The organism is Kluyvera sp. (assembly GCF_965301105.1).
Genome location: NZ_CBDKZX010000028.1, coordinates 1 through 18,574, shown reverse-complemented (window position 1 = coordinate 18,574; position 18,574 = coordinate 1). Strand labels below are relative to the sequence as shown.

Annotated in this window: 21 protein-coding genes and 1 pseudogene; 15 read left to right on the top strand and 7 right to left on the bottom strand. The window is 52.0% G+C overall.

All coding sequences use genetic code 11. From position 1 onward, the window contains the following. The first annotated feature begins 305 nt into the window (after positions 1-305). The 7 genes from tatA (at position 306) to ACW14G_RS11800 (ending at position 4,661) form a co-directional block, all read left to right on the top strand. Positions 306-515, top strand: a complete 210-nt coding sequence (gene tatA, locus ACW14G_RS11830) for a twin-arginine translocase TatA/TatE family subunit (RefSeq protein WP_163448122.1) — start codon at positions 306-308, stop codon at positions 513-515. Positions 516-654: 139 nt separating this feature from the next. Next, positions 655-1,215: a lipoprotein gene (locus ACW14G_RS11825; protein ID WP_163448123.1), complete on the top strand. Its 561-nt coding sequence runs from the start codon at positions 655-657 to the stop codon at positions 1,213-1,215. 135 nt (positions 1,216-1,350) lie between these two features. Next, complete coding sequence (gene pyrC, locus ACW14G_RS11820) at positions 1,351-2,397, top strand: dihydroorotase (protein ID WP_249022012.1); 1,047 nt, start codon at positions 1,351-1,353, stop codon at positions 2,395-2,397. A gap of 70 nt (positions 2,398-2,467) precedes the next feature. Then, the gene (gene dinI, locus ACW14G_RS11815) at positions 2,468-2,713 is read left to right on the top strand and encodes a DNA damage-inducible protein I (protein ID WP_455648602.1); all 246 of its coding nucleotides are present in this window, start codon (positions 2,468-2,470) and stop codon (positions 2,711-2,713) included. A gap of 277 nt (positions 2,714-2,990) precedes the next feature. Continuing rightward, a complete protein-coding gene (gene bssS / locus ACW14G_RS11810; RefSeq protein ID WP_064549067.1) occupies positions 2,991-3,245 on the top strand; it encodes a biofilm formation regulator BssS in 255 nt (84 codons plus the stop codon). Positions 3,246-3,383: 138 nt separating this feature from the next. Further along, positions 3,384-4,502 carry an N-methyl-L-tryptophan oxidase gene (solA, locus tag ACW14G_RS11805; RefSeq protein ID WP_163448125.1) on the top strand — a complete coding sequence of 373 codons (1,119 nt, stop codon included), beginning with the start codon at positions 3,384-3,386 and terminating at the stop codon, positions 4,500-4,502. Between the two features lie 45 nt (positions 4,503-4,547). Further along, a complete protein-coding gene (locus ACW14G_RS11800; RefSeq protein WP_065356368.1) occupies positions 4,548-4,661 on the top strand; it encodes a DUF2770 family protein in 114 nt (37 codons plus the stop codon). Here the strand turns inward: ACW14G_RS11800 and trhO are convergent. Continuing rightward, positions 4,658-5,719, bottom strand: a complete 1,062-nt coding sequence (gene trhO, locus ACW14G_RS11795; protein ID WP_167576204.1) for an oxygen-dependent tRNA uridine(34) hydroxylase TrhO — start codon at positions 5,717-5,719, stop codon at positions 4,658-4,660. The two genes, ACW14G_RS11800 and trhO, sit on opposite strands and share 4 nt — an antisense overlap. Positions 5,720-5,942: 223 nt before the next feature. On the opposite strand from trhO, the gene ACW14G_RS11790 reads away from it, so the two are divergent. The 3 genes from ACW14G_RS11790 (at position 5,943) to ACW14G_RS11780 (ending at position 8,697) form a co-directional block, all read left to right on the top strand. Beyond that, positions 5,943-6,863 carry a Kdo(2)-lipid IV(A) acyltransferase gene (locus tag ACW14G_RS11790; RefSeq protein WP_249022013.1) on the top strand — a complete coding sequence of 307 codons (921 nt, stop codon included), beginning with the start codon at positions 5,943-5,945 and terminating at the stop codon, positions 6,861-6,863. A 135-nt stretch (positions 6,864-6,998) separates the two neighbouring features. After that, positions 6,999-8,216 (top strand): multidrug efflux MFS transporter MdtG, encoded by a 1,218-nt coding sequence (gene mdtG, locus ACW14G_RS11785; RefSeq protein ID WP_167576206.1) that lies wholly within the window; start codon positions 6,999-7,001, stop codon positions 8,214-8,216. A 106-nt stretch (positions 8,217-8,322) separates the two neighbouring features. Further along, entirely contained in the window at positions 8,323-8,697 is a 375-nt protein-coding gene (locus ACW14G_RS11780; RefSeq protein ID WP_249022014.1) for a MysB family protein, read from the top strand. Here the strand turns inward: ACW14G_RS11780 and ACW14G_RS11775 are convergent, their stop codons facing one another. The 3 genes from ACW14G_RS11775 to mdoG all read right to left on the bottom strand — a co-directional run bounded on the left by ACW14G_RS11775 (position 8,698) and on the right by mdoG (position 13,106). Beyond that, the gene (locus ACW14G_RS11775) at positions 8,698-8,919 is read right to left on the bottom strand and encodes a YceK/YidQ family lipoprotein (RefSeq protein ID WP_411908127.1); all 222 of its coding nucleotides are present in this window, start codon (positions 8,917-8,919) and stop codon (positions 8,698-8,700) included. A 130-nt stretch (positions 8,920-9,049) separates the two neighbouring features. Further along, positions 9,050-11,578 (bottom strand): glucans biosynthesis glucosyltransferase MdoH, encoded by a 2,529-nt coding sequence (gene mdoH, locus ACW14G_RS11770; RefSeq protein WP_249022015.1) that lies wholly within the window; start codon positions 11,576-11,578, stop codon positions 9,050-9,052. Then, a complete protein-coding gene (gene mdoG / locus ACW14G_RS11765) occupies positions 11,571-13,106 on the bottom strand; it encodes a glucans biosynthesis protein MdoG (protein ID WP_223802319.1) in 1,536 nt (511 codons plus the stop codon). Before mdoG ends, mdoH begins: the two co-directional genes overlap by 8 nt. Positions 13,107-13,378: 272 nt before the next feature. Here mdoG and mdoC point away from each other — a divergent pair, with 272 nt between their 5' ends. After that, entirely contained in the window at positions 13,379-14,539 is a 1,161-nt protein-coding gene (mdoC, locus tag ACW14G_RS11760; protein ID WP_163448131.1) for a glucans biosynthesis protein MdoC, read from the top strand. Here mdoC and ymdB read toward each other — a convergent pair. Beyond that, the gene (ymdB, locus tag ACW14G_RS11755; RefSeq protein ID WP_163448132.1) at positions 14,536-15,093 is read right to left on the bottom strand and encodes an O-acetyl-ADP-ribose deacetylase; all 558 of its coding nucleotides are present in this window, start codon (positions 15,091-15,093) and stop codon (positions 14,536-14,538) included. The two genes, mdoC and ymdB, sit on opposite strands and share 4 nt — an antisense overlap. Positions 15,094-15,549: 456 nt before the next feature. On the opposite strand from ymdB, the gene ACW14G_RS11750 reads away from it, so the two are divergent. The 4 genes from ACW14G_RS11750 to ACW14G_RS11735 all read left to right on the top strand — a co-directional run bounded on the left by ACW14G_RS11750 (position 15,550) and on the right by ACW14G_RS11735 (position 17,246). Then, positions 15,550-15,993: a hypothetical protein gene (locus ACW14G_RS11750; RefSeq protein ID WP_347291343.1), complete on the top strand. Its 444-nt coding sequence runs from the start codon at positions 15,550-15,552 to the stop codon at positions 15,991-15,993. Positions 15,994-16,087: 94 nt separating this feature from the next. Next, the gene (locus ACW14G_RS11745) at positions 16,088-16,384 is read left to right on the top strand and encodes a hypothetical protein (protein ID WP_419057580.1); all 297 of its coding nucleotides are present in this window, start codon (positions 16,088-16,090) and stop codon (positions 16,382-16,384) included. 210 nt (positions 16,385-16,594) lie between these two features. Beyond that, positions 16,595-17,002, top strand: a complete 408-nt coding sequence (locus tag ACW14G_RS11740; protein WP_163448133.1) for a hypothetical protein — start codon at positions 16,595-16,597, stop codon at positions 17,000-17,002. A gap of 1 nt (position 17,003) precedes the next feature. Then, entirely contained in the window at positions 17,004-17,246 is a 243-nt protein-coding gene (locus ACW14G_RS11735) for a hypothetical protein (RefSeq protein WP_167576209.1), read from the top strand. 435 nt (positions 17,247-17,681) lie between these two features. Here the strand turns inward: ACW14G_RS11735 and ACW14G_RS11730 are convergent, their stop codons facing one another. Both ACW14G_RS11730 and ACW14G_RS11725 read right to left on the bottom strand, forming a co-directional pair. Continuing rightward, positions 17,682-17,990 (bottom strand): type 1 fimbrial protein, encoded by a 309-nt coding sequence (locus tag ACW14G_RS11730; RefSeq protein WP_163448135.1) that lies wholly within the window; start codon positions 17,988-17,990, stop codon positions 17,682-17,684. A gap of 282 nt (positions 17,991-18,272) precedes the next feature. Continuing rightward, positions 18,273-18,574 (bottom strand): annotated as a pseudogene (locus tag ACW14G_RS11725) (hypothetical protein); the annotation flags it as partial.

The following is an 18,574-nucleotide window of genomic DNA, read 5'->3' as shown; positions in this document are numbered from 1 at the left end:
ACCCAAACTATACCCTGATCGTTTAACTATACCTGCCCGACGGCAGCCAATGAAAACAACACGCTGTCTTTTTGCATTGTGATAAAAAAGGACCACCGCTGGCAATACGAGAAAAGGTGAGATCGCGCGGAAAATGAAGATGTTTTGTCTTAACGGCCGACAGGCGCTAAGCAGTTGAGAAATGAGATAAAACGCAGAGGTTATTTTTTATCGGTTCCAGCAGGTGAATTTATGCCATTAACAGACAAATATTTCCCCGCGCGGTTTGCGAGAATTGGTCATTATTTTCTCAATAGGTTTGTATCATGGGTGAAATTAGCGTTACCAAACTCTTAGTGGTCGTCGTGCTTTTTGTTCTGGTGTTCGGCACCAAAAAACTCGGTTCCCTCGGGGCGGACCTGGGCACGGCGTTAAAGGGCTTTAAAAAAGCGATGAACGACGTGCACGCCGACACGGATGCCGACTTTACCGCAGAGAAGAAAACGGCAGAGAATAAGCCGCACGACCAAGCCTGAAGCCCGCAAAATCAGCGAGTAGCGTTCACCATTTTGCCCCATCCGCGGCACTTTCAGTATTTTCCGCTGTCAGATTGTTACTGACAGCGTATGCTGCTTATTGTCAGGATGCATACAACGCTTTACGTTGAGGAACCCCATGAAAAAATTGTTAGTCATTGCCGCCCTGATCGTTAGCGGCCTGGTTGTTGGCTGTAATCAGCTTACGCAATATTCGGTCAGCGAGCAGGAGATTAATCAGGCGTTGCAAAAACGCAATAATTTCTCCAAAGATATCGGGGTTCCGGGCGTGGCAGACGCCCATATCGTCCTCAACAATTTGACCAGCGCCATTGGCCGTGAAGAGCCGAATAAAGTGAGCCTGAGCGGTGACGCGAAGCTGGATCTGAACTCCCTGTTCGGCAGCCAGAAAGCTAACATAGCCCTCAAGCTGAAGGCCTTACCGGTGTTTAATCAGGAGCAAGGCGCCATCTACCTGCAGGAGATGGAAGTGGTGGATGCTAAAGTCACGCCGGAGAAAATGCAGTCGGTGGTGCAAACGTTAATTCCGTATCTTAATCAGTCGCTGCGAACCTACTTCAACAAGCAGCCGGCCTACGTGCTGAAAGAAGATGCCAGCAAGGGTGAAGCGCTGGCGAAGAAATTCGCGAAAGGCATTGAAGTGAAGCCAGGCGAAATCATTATCCCGTTCACCAACTAATCCCTTGTTGTTCATGCCCGATGGCGCCATGTCATCGGGCATTATTTTTTACGGAAAAGGATGCAAAGGAAAACGTTTCCGCTTATCCTTAGTGCCCGGCAAAAATGACTGATATCCCACCAGCCGGAGCCTTACATGACCGCATTACCGCAAGTTCTGAAAATTCGCCGCCCAGACGACTGGCATATCCATCTTCGCGACGGCGAGATGTTGAAAACGGTTGTTCCGTATACCAGCGAGCTGTATGGCCGCGCGATTATTATGCCGAACCTGGTTCCGCCAATTACCACCGTCGATGCGGCTATCGCCTATCGCCAGCGCATCCTCGACGCGGTGCCTGCCGGGCACGACTTCACTCCGCTGATGACCTGCTATTTGACCGATACGCTGGATCCAAACGAACTGGAGCGCGGTTTTAACGAAGGCGTATTCACCGCCGCGAAGCTGTATCCGGCTAACGCTACCACCAACTCCAGCCACGGCGTCACCAGCATCGATGCGATTATGCCCGTGCTGGAGCGCATGGAGAAGCTGGGTATGCCGCTGCTGGTGCACGGCGAAGTGACCCATGCAGAAATCGATATTTTCGACCGCGAGGCGCGCTTTATCGACAGCGTGATGGAGCCGCTACGCCAGCGTCTTCAGGGCCTGAAAGTGGTGTTCGAACACATCACCACCAAAGATGCCGCCGAGTATGTGCGCGACGGCAATGACCTGCTGGCCGCCACCATCACGCCACAGCATCTGATGTTCAACCGCAACCATATGCTGGTCGGCGGCGTGCGTCCGCATCTGTACTGCCTGCCGATTCTGAAACGCAACGTTCACCAGCAGGCGCTGCGCGAACTGGTTGCCAGCGGCTTTACCCGCGCCTTCCTCGGCACTGATTCCGCGCCGCACGCCCGTCACCGTAAAGAAGCCAGTTGCGGCTGTGCGGGTTGCTTTAATGCGCCTGGCGCGCTGGGCAGCTACGCCACCGTGTTTGAAGAGATGAACGCGCTTGAGCATTTCGAAGCGTTCTGCTCGCTGAACGGCCCGCGCTTCTACGGCCTGCCGGTTAACGACAGCTACGTTGAGCTGGTGCGTGAAGAGAGTCAGGTCGCGGAAAGCATCGCCCTGAGTGATGATACCTTAGTGCCGTTCCTCGCCGGAGAAACGCTGCGCTGGACGGTGAAAAAATAAAATCGCCCCCCTGTTGTAAACGCCTGAATATGGCTGTATAAATATACAGTATATTACACAGGGGGCAATTATGCGTATTGAAGTCACTATTGCAAAAACCACCGCGCTGCCGGCAGGCGCCTTAGACGCGCTGGCAGACGAACTTTCCCGCCGTATCAACAACCAATTTCCAGACAGCGGTGGCGCCCTTAGCGTGCGCTATGCTGCCAGCAATAACCTTTCCGTGATCGGTGGCATTAAAGAAGATAAAGACCGCATCAGCGAAATCCTCCAGGAAACCTGGGAAAGCGCCGACGACTGGTTCATCACCGACTAAATTTTCCCTCATTGTGTTTTTTTTGCCGGGTCGCCCCGGCTTTTTTTATTCCCGCGCTTGTTTTTCTGTGATCAATCCCCACTTTTTACATTAGCGGTAAAAAATTGCGCGACATGGTTGTTTATTGCGCAAATAGCCGACTAACTCAGGAATTTGTGTTGCTTTTGATTTCAATTCTCGAGTATTTATTGAAGTGTTGTATACTGATAAAGCTTCACAAAAAATTGCATTAGACCTCGAGAGTTGTTGCCTTTTAACACGTAAATAAGGGGTTATGATGGAAAAGAATAATGAAGTCATCCAGACCCATCCCCTCGTCGGATGGGACATCAGCACCGTAGATAGCTATGATGCGCTGATGTTGCGCCTGCACTACCAAGACCCCAATCAATCGAGCAATAAAGAAGCAGAAGTTGGCCAAACGCTATGGCTGACGACCGATGTCGCACGTCAGTTTATTTCCATACTGGAAGCCGGGATTGCCAAAATTGAGTCTGGCGATTACCAGGTCAACGAGTATCGCCGGCATTAGCGCCGATACTTTTCTCGTCGTAATGGCAAACAGGCACCCTCGGGTGCCTTAATTATTTTCACGCTTGTATAACAACTGCAGCTTAATTTACTCTACCAGACACAGATTTCGCGCCTCATTATCGAGTCAGGAAAGACTATGCAATACGATCTCATTATTGTTGGCAGTGGCTCCGTCGGTGCCGCTGCCGGTTATTACGCCCGTAAAGCGGGTTTAAACGTCCTGATGACCGACGCCCATATGCCGCCCCACCAGCAGGGTAGCCACCACGGCGACACGCGTCTGATGCGCCACGCCTACGGCGAGGGTGAGAAATATGTGCCGCTGGTACTGCGTGCGCAAGCGCTTTGGGACGAGCTGTCCGCCATCAGCGGCGAAGAGCTGTTCGAACGCAGCGGCGTGGTGAATCTTGGCCCCGCCAACTCCACCTTCCTGCAGACCGTCGCCCAGAGCGCCGAGCAGTTTAACCTGCCGGTAGAGCGGCTGGACGCCAGCGCGCTGATGGCCCGCTGGCCCGAAATCACCGTGCCCGCCGACTATCAGGCCATTTTTGAACCCGGCTCCGGCGTACTGAAAAGCGAACTGGCGGTAAAAACGCTGATCGCGATGGCGAAAGACGCGGGTTGCGCCCAGCTGTTTAACTGCCCGGTCACCGCCATCCACAGCGATGCCGATGGCGTAACGATTGAAACGTCTGAAGGCCGCTGGCAAGGTAAAAAACTGCTGCTGACCGCCGGTACCTGGGTGAAACAGTTCTACCCTGAACTGCCGATTCAGCCGGTACGTAAGGTTTTTGCCTGGTTCCAGGCCGATGGCCGCTATAGCCGTAAGAATAACTTCCCGGCGTTTACCGGCGAGTTGCCTGACGGCGATCAGTTCTACGGTTTCCCGGCGGTTGAAAACGAATTGAAAATTGGCAAACACAACGGCGGGCAGCTAATCAACAGCCCGGAAGAGCGCAAAGCGTTCGGTTCGGTCGCCAGCGACGGCTCAGAAGCGTTCGGCTTCCTGCGCCAGATTTTGCCCGGCATCGGCGGCTGTCTGTACGGCGCAGCCTGTACCTACGATAACTCGCCGGATGAAGACTTTATTATCGACACCCTGCCCGGCCAGCCCGACGTGCTGTTTATCGGCGGTCTGAGCGGCCATGGCTTTAAGTTCGCTACCGTACTGGGCGAAATTGCCGCCCAATTTGCGCAGCAGCAGACGCCAGCGTTCGATTTAAGCCCCTTCGCGCTGGCCCGTTTTAACCACTAAAAATGAACGGCCCCGACAATGCGGGGCCGTTCTACAGAGAATGATATGCGTCGTCTGTTTTACTACCTGATCAACAACATTCGCGAGCACCTGATGCTTTATCTGATGCTCTGGCTGCTGCTGGCCCTCGCCGATATCGCCTATCTCTATTTCAGCTAGTTGTTTTGCCCTTCCGGGTCAGGAATGCCTAAACGCGTATTCAAACGCCCGCGCGACTTATTAAAGATCTTATTGCCGTTTTCGCGGCCCGCACGTCGCTGACGTTGTTCCTCTTCCGGCAGCTTGTGTTCCTGCTGGCAGGCTTCGCTGCAGCAGCCTTCAAACTTCTCGGCGCAGGCCGGGCACTGAATAAACAGCAGGTGGCAGCCGTCGTTCAGGCAGTTGGTGTGGCTGTCGCAAAGCGTGCCGCACTGATGGCAGTGGGCAATCACCTCATCGGAGATACGCTCGCCCATACGCTCGTCGAAGACGAAGTTTTTGCCGATAAAGCGTACCGGTAAGCCTTGCTCGCGGGCGCGACGCGCGTATTCAATAATACCGCCTTCAATATGCCACACCTGCTTGAAGCCGTTGTGCTTCATCCAGGCGCTGGCTTTCTCGCAGCGAATACCACCGGTGCAGTACATGACGATTTTTTTATCTTTATGTTCCTGCATCATTTCCACGGCCTTCGGCAACTGCTCGCGGAAAGTATCTGCCGGAATTTCCAGCGCCTGCTCAAAATGGCCCACTTCATATTCATAGTGGTTGCGCATATCGATAAATACCGCGTCCGGATCGTCCAGCATGGCGTTAACTTCAGCCGCTTTCAGGTAGTCGCCGACGTCGCTGGCATCGAAGGTAGGATCGTCAATCCCGTCCGCGACGATACGATCGCGGACCTTCATGCGCAGCACCCAGAAGGATTTACCATCGTCATCAAGGGCGATATTCAGACGCAGGTCTTTCAGCGCCGGATCAAAGCTGTACAACCGTTCGCGCAGCTTTTCCACGAGGCTGGCAGGGACGCTGATCTGGGCGTTAATGCCCTCGTGGGCGAGATAGATACGGCCAAAGACCTTGAGCTCCGTTAGCGCAACATACAGCGCATCCCGGGTAGCCCTGGGATCGACGATGGTGAAGTATTTATAGAATGAGATAGTGGTGCGTGGCTCGGTTTCTGCCAGCATCTGCGCTTTCAGCGTCTCATTCGAAATGCGGTTATGCAACACTGGCATGGTGTTCTTATCCTGCAAAATAGAATGGATGGTCTTAATCGGGGCGCATGATATAGCAATCATCGTTAATTTACATCCCCACATTTTGCGCTACATTTTCATCACCAATAATAATACCGCGCAAAATCTCTGGCTAAATTATCGTCGGTCGTGGCCCCGGCATTTTGGTTGACGGAAAAATAGTGCGACAATAGAACCAGTTGCTCGTAAAAACAGGAAACACATGACCCAGTTACCCAAGTTCACCGCTGCGCTGCTGCATCCTCGCTACTGGCCATCATGGCTGGGCATTGGTCTGCTCTGGCTGGTCGTTCAACTGCCCTATCCGGTTATCTACCGTCTCGGCAACGCGATGGGTAGACTGGCATTGCGGCTGATGAAGCGCCGCGCAAAAATTGCCTACCGTAATCTGGAGCTTTGCTTCCCGGAGATGAGCGAAGAAGAACGTCATCGGATGGTGGTGAAGAATTTTGAGTCCGTGGGCATGGGCGTGATGGAGACCGGCATCGCCTGGTTCTGGCCAACGAAGCGTATTAACCGCTGGATGGACGCCAGCGGCCTTGAGCACATTCGCGCCGTACAGGATTCTGGCCGCGGCGTTTTGCTGATCGGTATTCACTTCCTGACGCTCGAAATGGGCGCCCGGATGTTTGGTATCCACAACCCCGGCATCGGCGTCTATCGCCCAAACGACAACCCGGTACTCGACTGGCTGCAAACCTGGGGTCGCATGCGTTCGAATAAAAGCATGCTCGATCGTAAAGACCTCAAAGGGATGGTCAGGGCGTTGAAAAACGGCGAGATCATCTGGTACGCGCCGGATCACGACTACGGTCCGCGCGCCAGCGTGTTCGCCCCGCTGTTTGCGGTGAAAGACGCAGCGACCACTTCCGGTACCTGGATGCTGGCGAAGATGTCTAAAGCCTGCGTTGTGCCGTTTGTGCCGCGCCGCAAACCGGACGGTAAAGGCTACGAGTTGATTATCCTTGAGCCGGAGTGCAATCCGCCGCTGGACGACGCGGAAACGACTGCCGCATGGATGAACACCATCGTCGAGAAATGCATCCTGATGGCGCCCGAGCAATATATGTGGCTGCATCGGCGCTTTAAGACGCGTCCGGAAGGTGTCCCCTCCCGCTACTGATCGCAACGCGCAGCCCTGGCTGCGCGTTTTATTTTAGCTTTAAAAGCTACCCACATTGCGGTGATATGAACACGGGCGCATAATTAGCAGGCTTATAAATACACTCTCTTTTGGCGATATTGCCTGCGGAACCCTATGCTACCCTCAGATGCCCCCATAAACTGGAAGCGTAACCTCGCTGTCGTCTGGCTCGGCTGTTTTTTAACCGGCGCTGCATTCAGCCTGGTGATGCCGTTCCTTCCCCTGTACGTTGAGCAACTTGGCGTGACTGGCCACAGCGCGCTGAATATGTGGTCTGGCCTGGTCTTCAGTATCACCTTTCTGTTTTCCGCCATCGCCTCCCCGCTGTGGGGCGGTTTAGCCGACCGTAAAGGCCGCAAAATCATGCTGCTGCGTTCGGCACTGGGCATGGCCATCGTCATGCTGCTGATGGGGCTGGCGCAGAATATCTGGCAATTTTTAATCCTGCGCGCGCTGCTGGGGCTGCTGGGGGGTTTTATTCCTAACGCCAACGCGCTGATTGCCACTCAAATCCCACGCCATAAAAGCGGCTGGGCGCTGGGGACGCTCTCGACTGGCGCGGTCAGCGGCGCGCTGCTTGGGCCGCTCGCCGGTGGTTTCCTGGCCGATAACTACGGGCTGCGTCCGGTCTTCTTTATGACCGCAACGGTACTGTTTATCTGCTTCGTCCTGACCCTGTTCTTTATCCGCGAGCAGTTCACGCCGGTCTCCAAAAAGGAGATGCTGCACGTTAAAGAGGTATTCGGCTCACTGAAAAATCGCGAGCTGGTGCTTAGCCTGTTCGTCACCACCTTAATTATTCAAGTCGCCACCGGTTCAATTGCGCCAATCCTCACGCTCTACGTGCGCGATCTGGCGGGGAATATCAGCAACATCGCCTTTATCAGCGGCATGATAGCCTCAGTCCCCGGCGTGGCGGCGCTGATTTGCGCACCACGCCTGGGGAAACTTGGCGACCGCATCGGCCCGGAGAAAATTCTTATCGTCGCGCTGATTGTTTCGGTGCTGCTGCTGATTCCGATGTCATTTGTGCAAAACCCGCTACAGCTGGGTATTCTGCGCTTCCTGTTGGGGGCCGCCGACGGCGCGCTCCTTCCGGCGGTACAAACGCTGTTGGTCTATAACTCCAGCAACCAGATTGCCGGGCGTATTTTCAGCTACAACCAGTCGTTCCGCGATATAGGCAACGTGACCGGGCCACTGATTGGCGCCGCCGTATCGGCCAACTATGGCTTCCGCGCGGTGTTCTGCGTGACCGCCGTCGTGGTGCTGTTTAACGCCGTTTATACCGGTTTCAGCCTACGCCGTAACCCGGAACCCTCTCGCCCCTAGCCCTCTCGCCCTGCGGTTTGCGTGAAAACATCGCGCAGGGCGTGTACAACCGAAAACTTCAGCTATTATTTCCCTAAATACCACGTCAAATTGCAGGGAGAAAGAGATGACCTTATACGCCACGCTCGAAGAAGCTATTGATGCGGCACGTGAAACTTTTCTCGCCGAGAATCCCGGTCTGGAGGAGAGCGAAGCGGACGTACAGCAGTTCAATATGCAAAAGTACGTTTTACAGGACGGTGACATCATGTGGCAGGCCGAGTTCTTCGCCGATGAGGATGAAGAAGGCGAATGTCTGCCAATGCTCAGCGGCGAAGCCGCGCAGAGCGTGTTTGACGGTGACTTTGACGAGATTGAGCTTCGTCAGGAATGGGTAGAAGAGAATACGCTACACGAGTGGGATGAAGGCGAGTATCAGCTGGAGCCCTCTCTCGATACCGAAGAGGGCCAGACCGCTGCCGATGAATGGGATGAGCGCTAGCTACTCATAAGGCCCGTGGCTGGCGTCAATCGGCAGCAACAGGGTGTCGAACACCAGCGAGAACGGTAGATCGATAATGGTGACATAGCGCCAGGCGGAATCGCGCAAATCCCACTTTACGCCCGGATAATACTGGTTTCCATGGCCCTGTCCGGGAATCGTTCTACTGATAATGCTGCCGCATCCGCTCAGCACTATCGTCATGACGACAACCAGTAACATTCGTATCACGTTGTTCTTCCTCATTGTTACAGACAAAAAAATACCGGCTGGATGGCCGGTATTTCCTTACGGCAAATATCTCCCCTGACCTTCCCCGGCGGGGTTCTACCTCGACCGGGGACGCTCCGGGTTATTTGGCTTTTAACGCCTGTGGATTCAGCGTCAGCTTATCGTACTCAGCCACCCAGGAGGAATATCTCTCCGGCGCGGCCCAGACGCGGTAGTGCAGACGCGACAGGGTGACCGGGTCGCTCAGCAGCACCAGACGACGATCGCGGTTCAGCTTATCCGGCGTTTCGTTCAGCGCCTGTTCAACGTGGCGATCGCGGGCGATCTCCAGCACATGGCTCGCACGGTGACGCGCGGTTGCCATCGCCGTTGCCAGGGCGTTAAACGACGGATTAAACACCGCATGCATAAAGCCGTCGTCCAGCACGCGTGCGCGGTTCTGTTCCAGATACGCTTCGGTATCAGCCAGCACCTTCGGCGTGCTGTACTCTTCCGGAATCAGGAACAGCTTCCAGCGTTTGGTGCGCAGACCCACGGTCGAGCGGCTGGAGATCACCGACACGAACGGCGACAGAATCAGCGAGAACACAATCGGCGCCAGCCAGAACAGGAAGCGCAGATCCAGCCACGCCATGCCGACAGCCCACACCAGGCCCAGCAGCAGCTGAGAACCGTGACGCATAAAGGCTTCACTCCACGGCGTGGAGTCATCATCACGCTGCGGCGAGTTCCAGACCACTTCCCAGCCCAGGAACGCGCTGACCACGAATACGGTGTGGAACAGCATACGCACCGGTGCCAGCAGCACGGAGAACAGCACCTCCAACAGCAGGGAGATCGTCACACGTACAAAGCCGCCATACTCTTTCGAGCCTTTGCACCACACGAGAATGATACTCAGCAGTTTCGGCAGGAACAGCAGCACCATGGTCGAGGCAAACAGCGCGATCGCCAGCTCAGGACGCCACTGCGGCCAGACCGGGAACAGCTGACGCGGCTGCAGGAAGTACTGTGGCTCGGTTAGCGCATGCACTACCTGCAGCGCGGTCGACAGGGCCAGGAACATAAACCACAGCGGCGCGGAGAGGTAGGACATCACACCGGTGAGGAACACCGCACGGTGAACCGGATGCATCCCTTTTACCAGGAACAGTCGGAAGTTCATCAGGTTACCCTGACACCAGCGACGGTCGCGCTTCAGTTCATCCAGCAGGTTCGGCGGCAGCTCTTCATATGAGCCCGGCAGATCGTAAGCAATCCACACGCCCCACCCGGCACGACGCATCAGCGCGGCTTCAACGAAGTCGTGCGACAGAATCGACCCGGCGAAGTTACCGTCACCCGGCAGCGGCGCCAGCGCGCAGTGCTCGATAAACGGCTTCACGCGGATGATGGCGTTGTGGCCCCAGTAGTGCGATTCGCCTAACTGCCAGAAGTGCAAACCGGCGGTAAACAGCGGGCCGTAAACGCGGGTTGCAAACTGCTGACAGCGGGCGTACAGCGTGTCCATTCCGGAGGCGCGCGGCGAAGACTGGATGATCCCGGCATTCGGGTTCGCTTCCATCAGGCGCACCAGGTTGGTCAGGCAGTCGCCGGACATCACCGAGTCGGCATCCAGCACAACCATATAGCTGTACTGATTACCCCAGCGGCGGCAGAAGTCATCAATGTTGCCGCTTTTACGCTTCACGCGACGACGACGACGACGATAGAAGATCTGCCCTTCACCCTGCACCTCGGCAATCAGCTCCATCCAGGCTTTTTGCTCTGCTACGCAGATGTCCGGATTGTAGCTGTCGCTGAGAATGTAAACGTCAAAGTGCTTCTGCTGACCAGTGGCTTTCACTGACTCCCAGGTCGCACGCAAACCGGCGAATACGCGGGACACGTCTTCGTTACAAATAGGCATAATCAGCGCCGTCCGGTGTTCCGGATTCAGCGGCTCATCGCCCACGGTAGACGCAGAAATGCTGTACTTGTCGCGGCCAATTAGCAGTTGCAGGAAGCCCATCAATGCGGTCCAGAAACCGGCGGAGACCCAGCAGAACAGGACGGCAAAGAGGATCAGGATCCCGGTTTGCAGCAAATACGGCAGCAGCTGCATAAAGGAGACCCACAGATTCTGCCCGACCATATCGGCCGGGTTAATCAGCGCCCAGCCCTGATACGGCAGGATGGTCTTCATATACCAGGTCGCGACCACGGTCTGCGCCAGCGTCAGAATCAGCAGCGTGTAACGGCGTAAGGAACCCACCGTACGCCATTTCGCTTCACGTTCCTGCTCTTCTTTGGTCAGACGAGACAGGTAGCGCGGAGTGACATCGCGGCCACGCAGACGATCCCAGAAGCGACCAACCGGGTTGGTACGCCATGGGTCCGGGAACATAGAAGAACGCGTAGCTTTCGGCATCGCCTGCAGCTGCGTGCGCCCTTCCTCGTCTTTGATGAGCTGATCGCCGCCCAGAGAATCTGGCCAGCTCTCTTTCAGACGCGCTTTGACGGACGCCAACGGCGTGTCGTCATCGCGTGCAATTGTCTGATGCTCGTCATCCAGCGCTTCGTGCACGGCGCGCAGCGTCGTGTCCGGGAGCGCCGCTTTTTCTGCATCCGTAAGCGACAGTGCGTCGATATACTTCGTTGTCTTATTCATTTGCAGGCAGCTGATAGCTCCAGGTTTCACTCAGCGCTTGGTCCGCGTTGACCAGCGCAGCGCGCATTTCAGTGGTTTTCTTCGGATCTTTCACCTTCACGCGCAGCGTTAAACGCCAACCTTTGGTCACCGGGTTATAGCGAACGCTGTTTTCAACGATTTCACCGTTATCACCAATGCTCGTCTGCGCCGTTACCGGCGTATCCTGCGGCATTTTACGCATATCGGCACCGGTAAAGTCGACGATGAACGCCAGGGTACCGTCAGGCTGACGAATCAGGTTCGACTGTTTGACATCGCCGGTAGAACGGCGAGTCTGCATCACGTACGCGTTGTCCGTGGCATGCAGTTTGTCTTCGTCACGGGTAAAGGTGATGGTGTACTTGTAGTTCATCTCTTTACCGGCTTCCGGCAGTTTATCCGGCGTCCAGTAAGCCACGATGTTATCGTTGGTTTCGTCGTTGGTTGGGATCTCGACCAGCTCAATGGTGCCTTTGCCCCAATCGCCTTTCGGCGTGATCCAGGCGCTTGGGCGCAGATCGTAGCGGTCATCCAGATCTTCAAAACGAGAGAACTGACGGCCACGCTGCAGCAGACCAAAGCCCTGCGGATTTTCGGTCGCGAAGCTGCTGACGGCCAGATGTTTCGGGTTGTTCAGCGGACGCCAGATCCATTCGTCGTTGCCGGCGTGGATAGACAAACCGTTAGAATCGTGCAGTTCCGGGCGATAGTTGGTCGCGGCGGAAGGCTGGGTCGGCCCGAACAGGAACATACTGGTCAACGGCGCAACGCCCAGTTTACCCACTTTGTCCCGCAGATAAATTTTGCTCTGCACGTCGACGACAGTATCGCGACCCGGCATCACCACAAAGCGGTAAGCGCCGGTTGCACGCGGGGAATCCAGCAGCGCATAGATAGTCAGACGCTTATCGGTCGCTTTTGGACGCTCGATCCAGTATTCACGGAAGCGAGGGAACTCCTCACCGGACGGCAGCGCCGTGTCAATCGCCAGACCGCGGGCAGACAGGCCATACACCTGCCCCTGACCGAGCACGCGGAAGTAGCTGGCACCCAACATGCTGACGATCTCGTCGTTCTTATCTTTGCTGTTGATCGGATACAGCACTTTGAAGCCTGCAAAGCCAAGATCCTTCACGGTGTCTTTGTCATGCTTAACGTCACCGAACGTGAAGTAGTCCGGGCTGTACTTAATTTTCCGCACGGAGGTCGCCGTGACTTCATTAATGGTCACCGGCGTGTCGAAATACATACCCTGGTGGTAGAATTCGAGCTTAAACGGGGTCTTAATGTTGCTCCAGTATGCCTTATCGTGGTTGAACTGGATTTGCTGGTAGTCCGCATATTTCATATCGCGGAAGACGGAAGGCAGGTTGCTTTTCGGCGCTTCATAGCTTTTATCCGCCAGCGACTTAGCCTGCTTTGCAACGTCATCAATAGTGAATGCCCATGCAGATGAAGTACACAGGGACAACATTACGGCTGCGCCTAACCAACGCAGTTTCATCATCTGTGGTTTCTGTTTCATATAACTAAGCACTTCCCCCTTTGTGTGCTTAAATCGATCCGATCCATTTTACTGGAAATTCAAGCAATCCGACAACATAATCCCCATATTGTTCAGCCCGGTGGCTTAGGTATTAAGCAACCGTCGACTGTGCTTTGCACTTTGCGTGCTTATCCTGGAGACAGGTAACCAGAGTTCGTGTAGGGTTGCCAACGAATGTAAACTTTCTCGTCTTAGTCTGTAAGGCGATTAGTCTGAGAATCGTACCTAACCCTATGAATAACAAACCCGCACAGCGTGAATATTTTCTCGACTCGATTCGGGCCTGGCTAATGTTGCTGGGGATCCCTTTTCACATTTCGCTCCTGTATTCTACCCACACCTGGCATATGAATAGCCCGACGCCGTCATGGTGGCTGACGCTTTTTAACGATTTTGTGCACGCATTTCGCATGCAGGTGTTCTTTGTTATCTCCGGCTACTTTTCCTACATGCTCTTTTTGCGCTATCCCATCAAAAAATGGTGGAAGGTTCGCGTTGAGCGCGTGGGTATTCCGATGCTAACCGCCATTCCGCTGCTCACGCTGCCGCAATTCCTGATGCTGCAATACGTTAAGGGTAAGACGGAAACCTGGCATACGCTGTCGTTTTACGAAAAATATAATACGCTGGCCTGGGAACTGGTGTCGCACCTGTGGTTCCTGCTCGTTCTGGTGGTGCTGACTACTCTCGGCATTCTGGTCTTTCACCAGATGCGCCGCCGCCAGATGCGTCGCCGGGCCGATCTCTTCGACAACATGACCATGGGCAAACTTACGCTCATGTTCCTGCTGCTCGGTGTGGTTTACGCCGCTATCCGTCGGACGCTATTCCTTATTTACCCGCCGATTCTGAGTGATGGCCTGTTTAACTTCGTGGTCATGCAGACGCTGTTTTACGTGCCCTTCTTTATTCTCGGCGCGCTGGCCTTTATTCATCCGAAGTTAAAAACGCTGTTCACCACCCCTTCACCGTGGTGCATCGTGGCGGCCCTGTTCGGGTTTATCGCCTATCGACTGAATCAGCACTACGGTTCTGGCGATGCATGGATGTATGAAACGGAATATGTGATTACGATGGTATTAGGCGTGTGGATGGTGAACGTGGTGTTCTCATTCGGCCACCGTATGCTGAACTTCCAGTCCGCACGCGTCACCTATTTCGTCAATGCTTCCTTATTTATCTATCTGGTGCACCACCCGCTGACGCTGTTCTTCGGCGCCTGGATTATGCCGAGCATCAGCTCAAATACGCTCGGCTTCCTGACCGGGTTGGTTTTTGTGGTGGGCTGTGCGTTGGTGTTGTACGAAATTCATCTGCGTATTCCCCTGCTGCGTTTCCTGTTTTCCGGCAAACCACAGCAAAAAGCACCTAAACCGCAGACGGCCGGCCACTAGGTGTTGGCGTCGTTGGCCAGCGCGGGGATCCGCGTCTGGCCAAGTATTTCCTGATATAAACGCGTGGTTTCGTCATCGAAGCAGACGAAAAAGACGATTTCCGGCAGGCTACGGCGAGTCAGAAATGCCGCCACCGTACTGATGGCAATTTCCGCTGCCTCGCGATGAGGATAGCCGTAGGCCCCGGTTGAAATCGCCGGAAAGGCCAGCGTGCGATAGCCATTATCCAGCGCCAACTGCAAACTGTTGTGGTACGCCTGCTGCAAGAGCGAGGCTTCCTGTTCTCCCCCGCCCTGCCAGACCGGCCCGACAGTATGAATGACAGCTTTTACTTTCAGGTTTCCCGCGTGGGTGATCACCGCATGTCCGGTCGGACAGGTGCCCTGCTGCTGGCGAACAACGGCGCAAGCCTCCTGTAATGACGGCCCGGCGGCGCGATGGATTGCGCCATCCACGCCACCGCCCCCCATCAGTGAAGGATTGGCGGCATTGACGATAACATCCACCTCAAGGCGGGTGATATCCCCCTGCTGCACCTGAATTCGTTCGGTCATGCTCACTATCCTCTTACTAAGACGAATCGATTATCTACCATAGCCGTAGTTTTAAACCTATAAGAATCTGATTGAAATAGGTTTTCCTTAGAAACAACACTACTACTTGTGTAAAGTACCCCTTAGGAATAACTCATATAGCGAGTATCAATATCAAAGAAAGAGCCAGTGCATAAGGCACTATCTCGTTTCAGGTTCAGTTACGTAGTAAAGGCGTAGACAAGGCTTTCTCAAGATCGTTCATCACTATAGATGCTGCTGAGCGTGAGCAAAAGTATAACGGTGCTACTACATCAAATCTGGAGGGTAAGCACTTTCATTGCAAACTTGATGAACTAATGAACAATCTTGATTTACTTATCTATCTCACGTTCTACTATAAAGGAATTGATTTACTATGCGTTATCATCTGATTGACAACTTTCAGCAAATAAAATTAATAACATGGTGAATAAAATGAAAAAATTAATAATGATGTTAGCAGTACTTTCAACTGTATCAGCACCAGTATTAGCCGATACATCAGTATTGGATCTTACATGTATCACTGAGGCCATGATTAAGGACAACAAGACTAAAGATAACATCTTGTTCATTCACATTAAGCAAAGTGATGATAAGACAGGTTATGCAACCTCAGAGTATCTTAAACCTGATGGAACAAAAGCAAGAGGTTTGACTTATTTCAAAGGTGATAAACAATCACCAGATAATCACAATAGTATTTTATTTACAACTAGACAGAATGCAGAAGATTTACATAAAGATGCTGATTTCATGGTTGTCGATTTTACTAACGTTGGTTCAGCAGAACAAGAAATGTATAGAGCAGCAACATTAAGAGGGAATGATGGCACTGTAAAAAATAGGATTGGATATTTTTGCGGCATAACAAAATGAAAAAATATTACAGATCAAAGCATTAGCGTGTGGATATATTCATGCAGGTTCTCAACGGTTAACAATATTTCATATGAAAGGAATTGAAGTGTGTGTGGAATTATTTGAAGTTTCTGCAATGAGAAATGAGATATTATCCAAGGATGAAACAGATGATTTTATGGATGTAGTTACACAAGGAACTATAAGAGCAGTAACTCGGTTAAAAGTAGATAAAGAACACTGTGGGAACCTTGCAACTACTATCTATGAATCTGATAGAAAGAATAATCTATTAGCTAAGGTGTTCAATAGAACAACTATGACCCCTGGTCAGGTGGAAGAGTCTTATCTAACTTTAGTTTCTTACTCAAAAGCCACATGTAATGCCTGTCTAACAAAAGATAGGTAACCACTCTTTAACATTAGTGGCTATCTGTGAATACATATGTAATCATGGATAGTCCACTTATAAGTAAGAAATCTATTTCCTCTCATGTTAATGAAAAGGTTTAATGCACAGGGTTATTGCATAGATCCTGTACTACAAGGTAAATTATGTTCAGAAAAAAATACAATGAAATATCCTTATTTATATTTTTCAATATTGATGGTGGTTTAAATGAAAAAGATTGTATTAGGTTTAACTTTATTAGCATCTGCATTTAATGTAATGGCTATAGGTCATTGTGACAAAGTAATTGTCGAAGATTCAATTCTTAACACTGGTGAAATTACCTCTCAGGGTGTTTCTAAGTATCCATTAGAATTCCTTGAAAATGGAAATTTAATGATGATTAAAATGCATGGAGTGAATTTTGATTTTCAAACTAGCCCTGTACGTAATGACAAGTGGAAGGAAGGGGATAAGATGCAAATGAGAACAGGATTGATTGAAACAAGTGAAGCCAGTAATCAATTAATCTACATCAAAGATGGTGAGACATATTCTGGAATTCAGATGGTCATAAAAGTCAGTGGTAAACAGCGTTCATTGATGGGCGTTGATTGTGTAGTGGATAGTGAATAAAATGAAAAAGATCTTTGCGATACTATGCCTATTTGCCTTGATTGGGTGTGATGATAAGCCAGAAGTAAAACCTGATGCAGAATGTTATTTCTCATCGAATAAAACAACTGCGACGCATTTCACTGATGGTAATGCTACTGATTTTGAGCTAGATTTTGATGGGAATAAAATGTCTGGATGGGGATGGGTTCAGAGGGTAACTAATTCTGTCTCAGATGCTACATGCCATGAGATTAAAAAGTGACGGGATGACTTTTTGAGAAATGTATTTGTACTCGATTCACCACCTGTAGTCCGAGATGAACGCAATGATGAATAAAATAATTTGATGTTACTTCATACCTTTGCTGTAATTGCTCATATTGATGATGAGAAAATGTCAACGTTTCTTTATCGGAATCCAAAATCATTCTTTTTACTCTCCCGTTTGAAGTAGCAAGCCATCTACTTGCAATGATGAGTTTAACTTACAGTGAATGTGGACAGGTTAGATGAAGAGAAAGCCAGCCCTGAGGCTGGCCTTAGTTGTTATGCTGTTATCACCCATCTCCAGCTTTCACGACATAGCTCAGTTATGTTGTTAACAGGGTTAGCTTTCTTGCTATCAACCAGATCGAAAATGAAGTGGCCAACTAAAACTGCCTACCATAAACAACACACCCCGTCATTTCGTTTCGGGCTATTTGTACTGTACGGTGAGGATCGCTGCATTTTTATCCGTATTTAGCCAGTGCAGCGTGGCGGTGCTCTTGTCATTGACGAACTGCTGCCCCTGTAGCAGGGATTTCATTGATACTGTCTGAACATGATTCTTACCGTCCTGATAACAGTTCACGCTCATTTTGGTCGGCGAAGGTTGGTAATCACAGGGCGGCTCGACGATCTGCCCACGAAAGTGGATCACACCACTGTTTGCGGCCAGCGCGCTGAAACAGAAAAAGGCAAGCGAGGAGATGATAGCAGTGAAAAATCGCGGGAATGTTTGCATGGTAACTCTCCGATAATTTGAGATCTTCCATGAAGACGTTGCGTCCAGGATCTGCAATTCGAAGCGAGCACTCTAAATGTAAACATTTTTCTCACATTATGCTTACATTAAGACTTTTGCAACTCCGTTTTACATAGAAAATTTATATAGTTAGCTTCATTATCGGCAGTGTCAGTGCATTCTTTATAACGACTCTCAAACATAAAAAGGCCGCAGCACACCGGCTACGGCCTTCTGGAGATGAAACGTATATCGGTATCTCCCGACTAACATTTGACCTGATTAGCGGAAGTTACAGCCAATCGCCCCAGGCTGATTGCACTTAGACGATCGAGAACTGTTGTTATCCGAGTTGTTATTACCCGCTTGTCCGCCGCGAACGGTTGTCGCGGTTACGCCTGAACCACCGCCGTTGCTACGACCACTGACGTTGTTGCTACCGCCACCGATGTTGTTGCCGCCACCGATGTTGTTGCCGCCACCGATGTTGTTGCCGCCACCGCCGTTGTTACCGCCACCGCCGTTGTTACCGCCACCGCCGTTGTTACCGCCACCGCCGTTGTTACCGCCACCGCCGTTGTTAC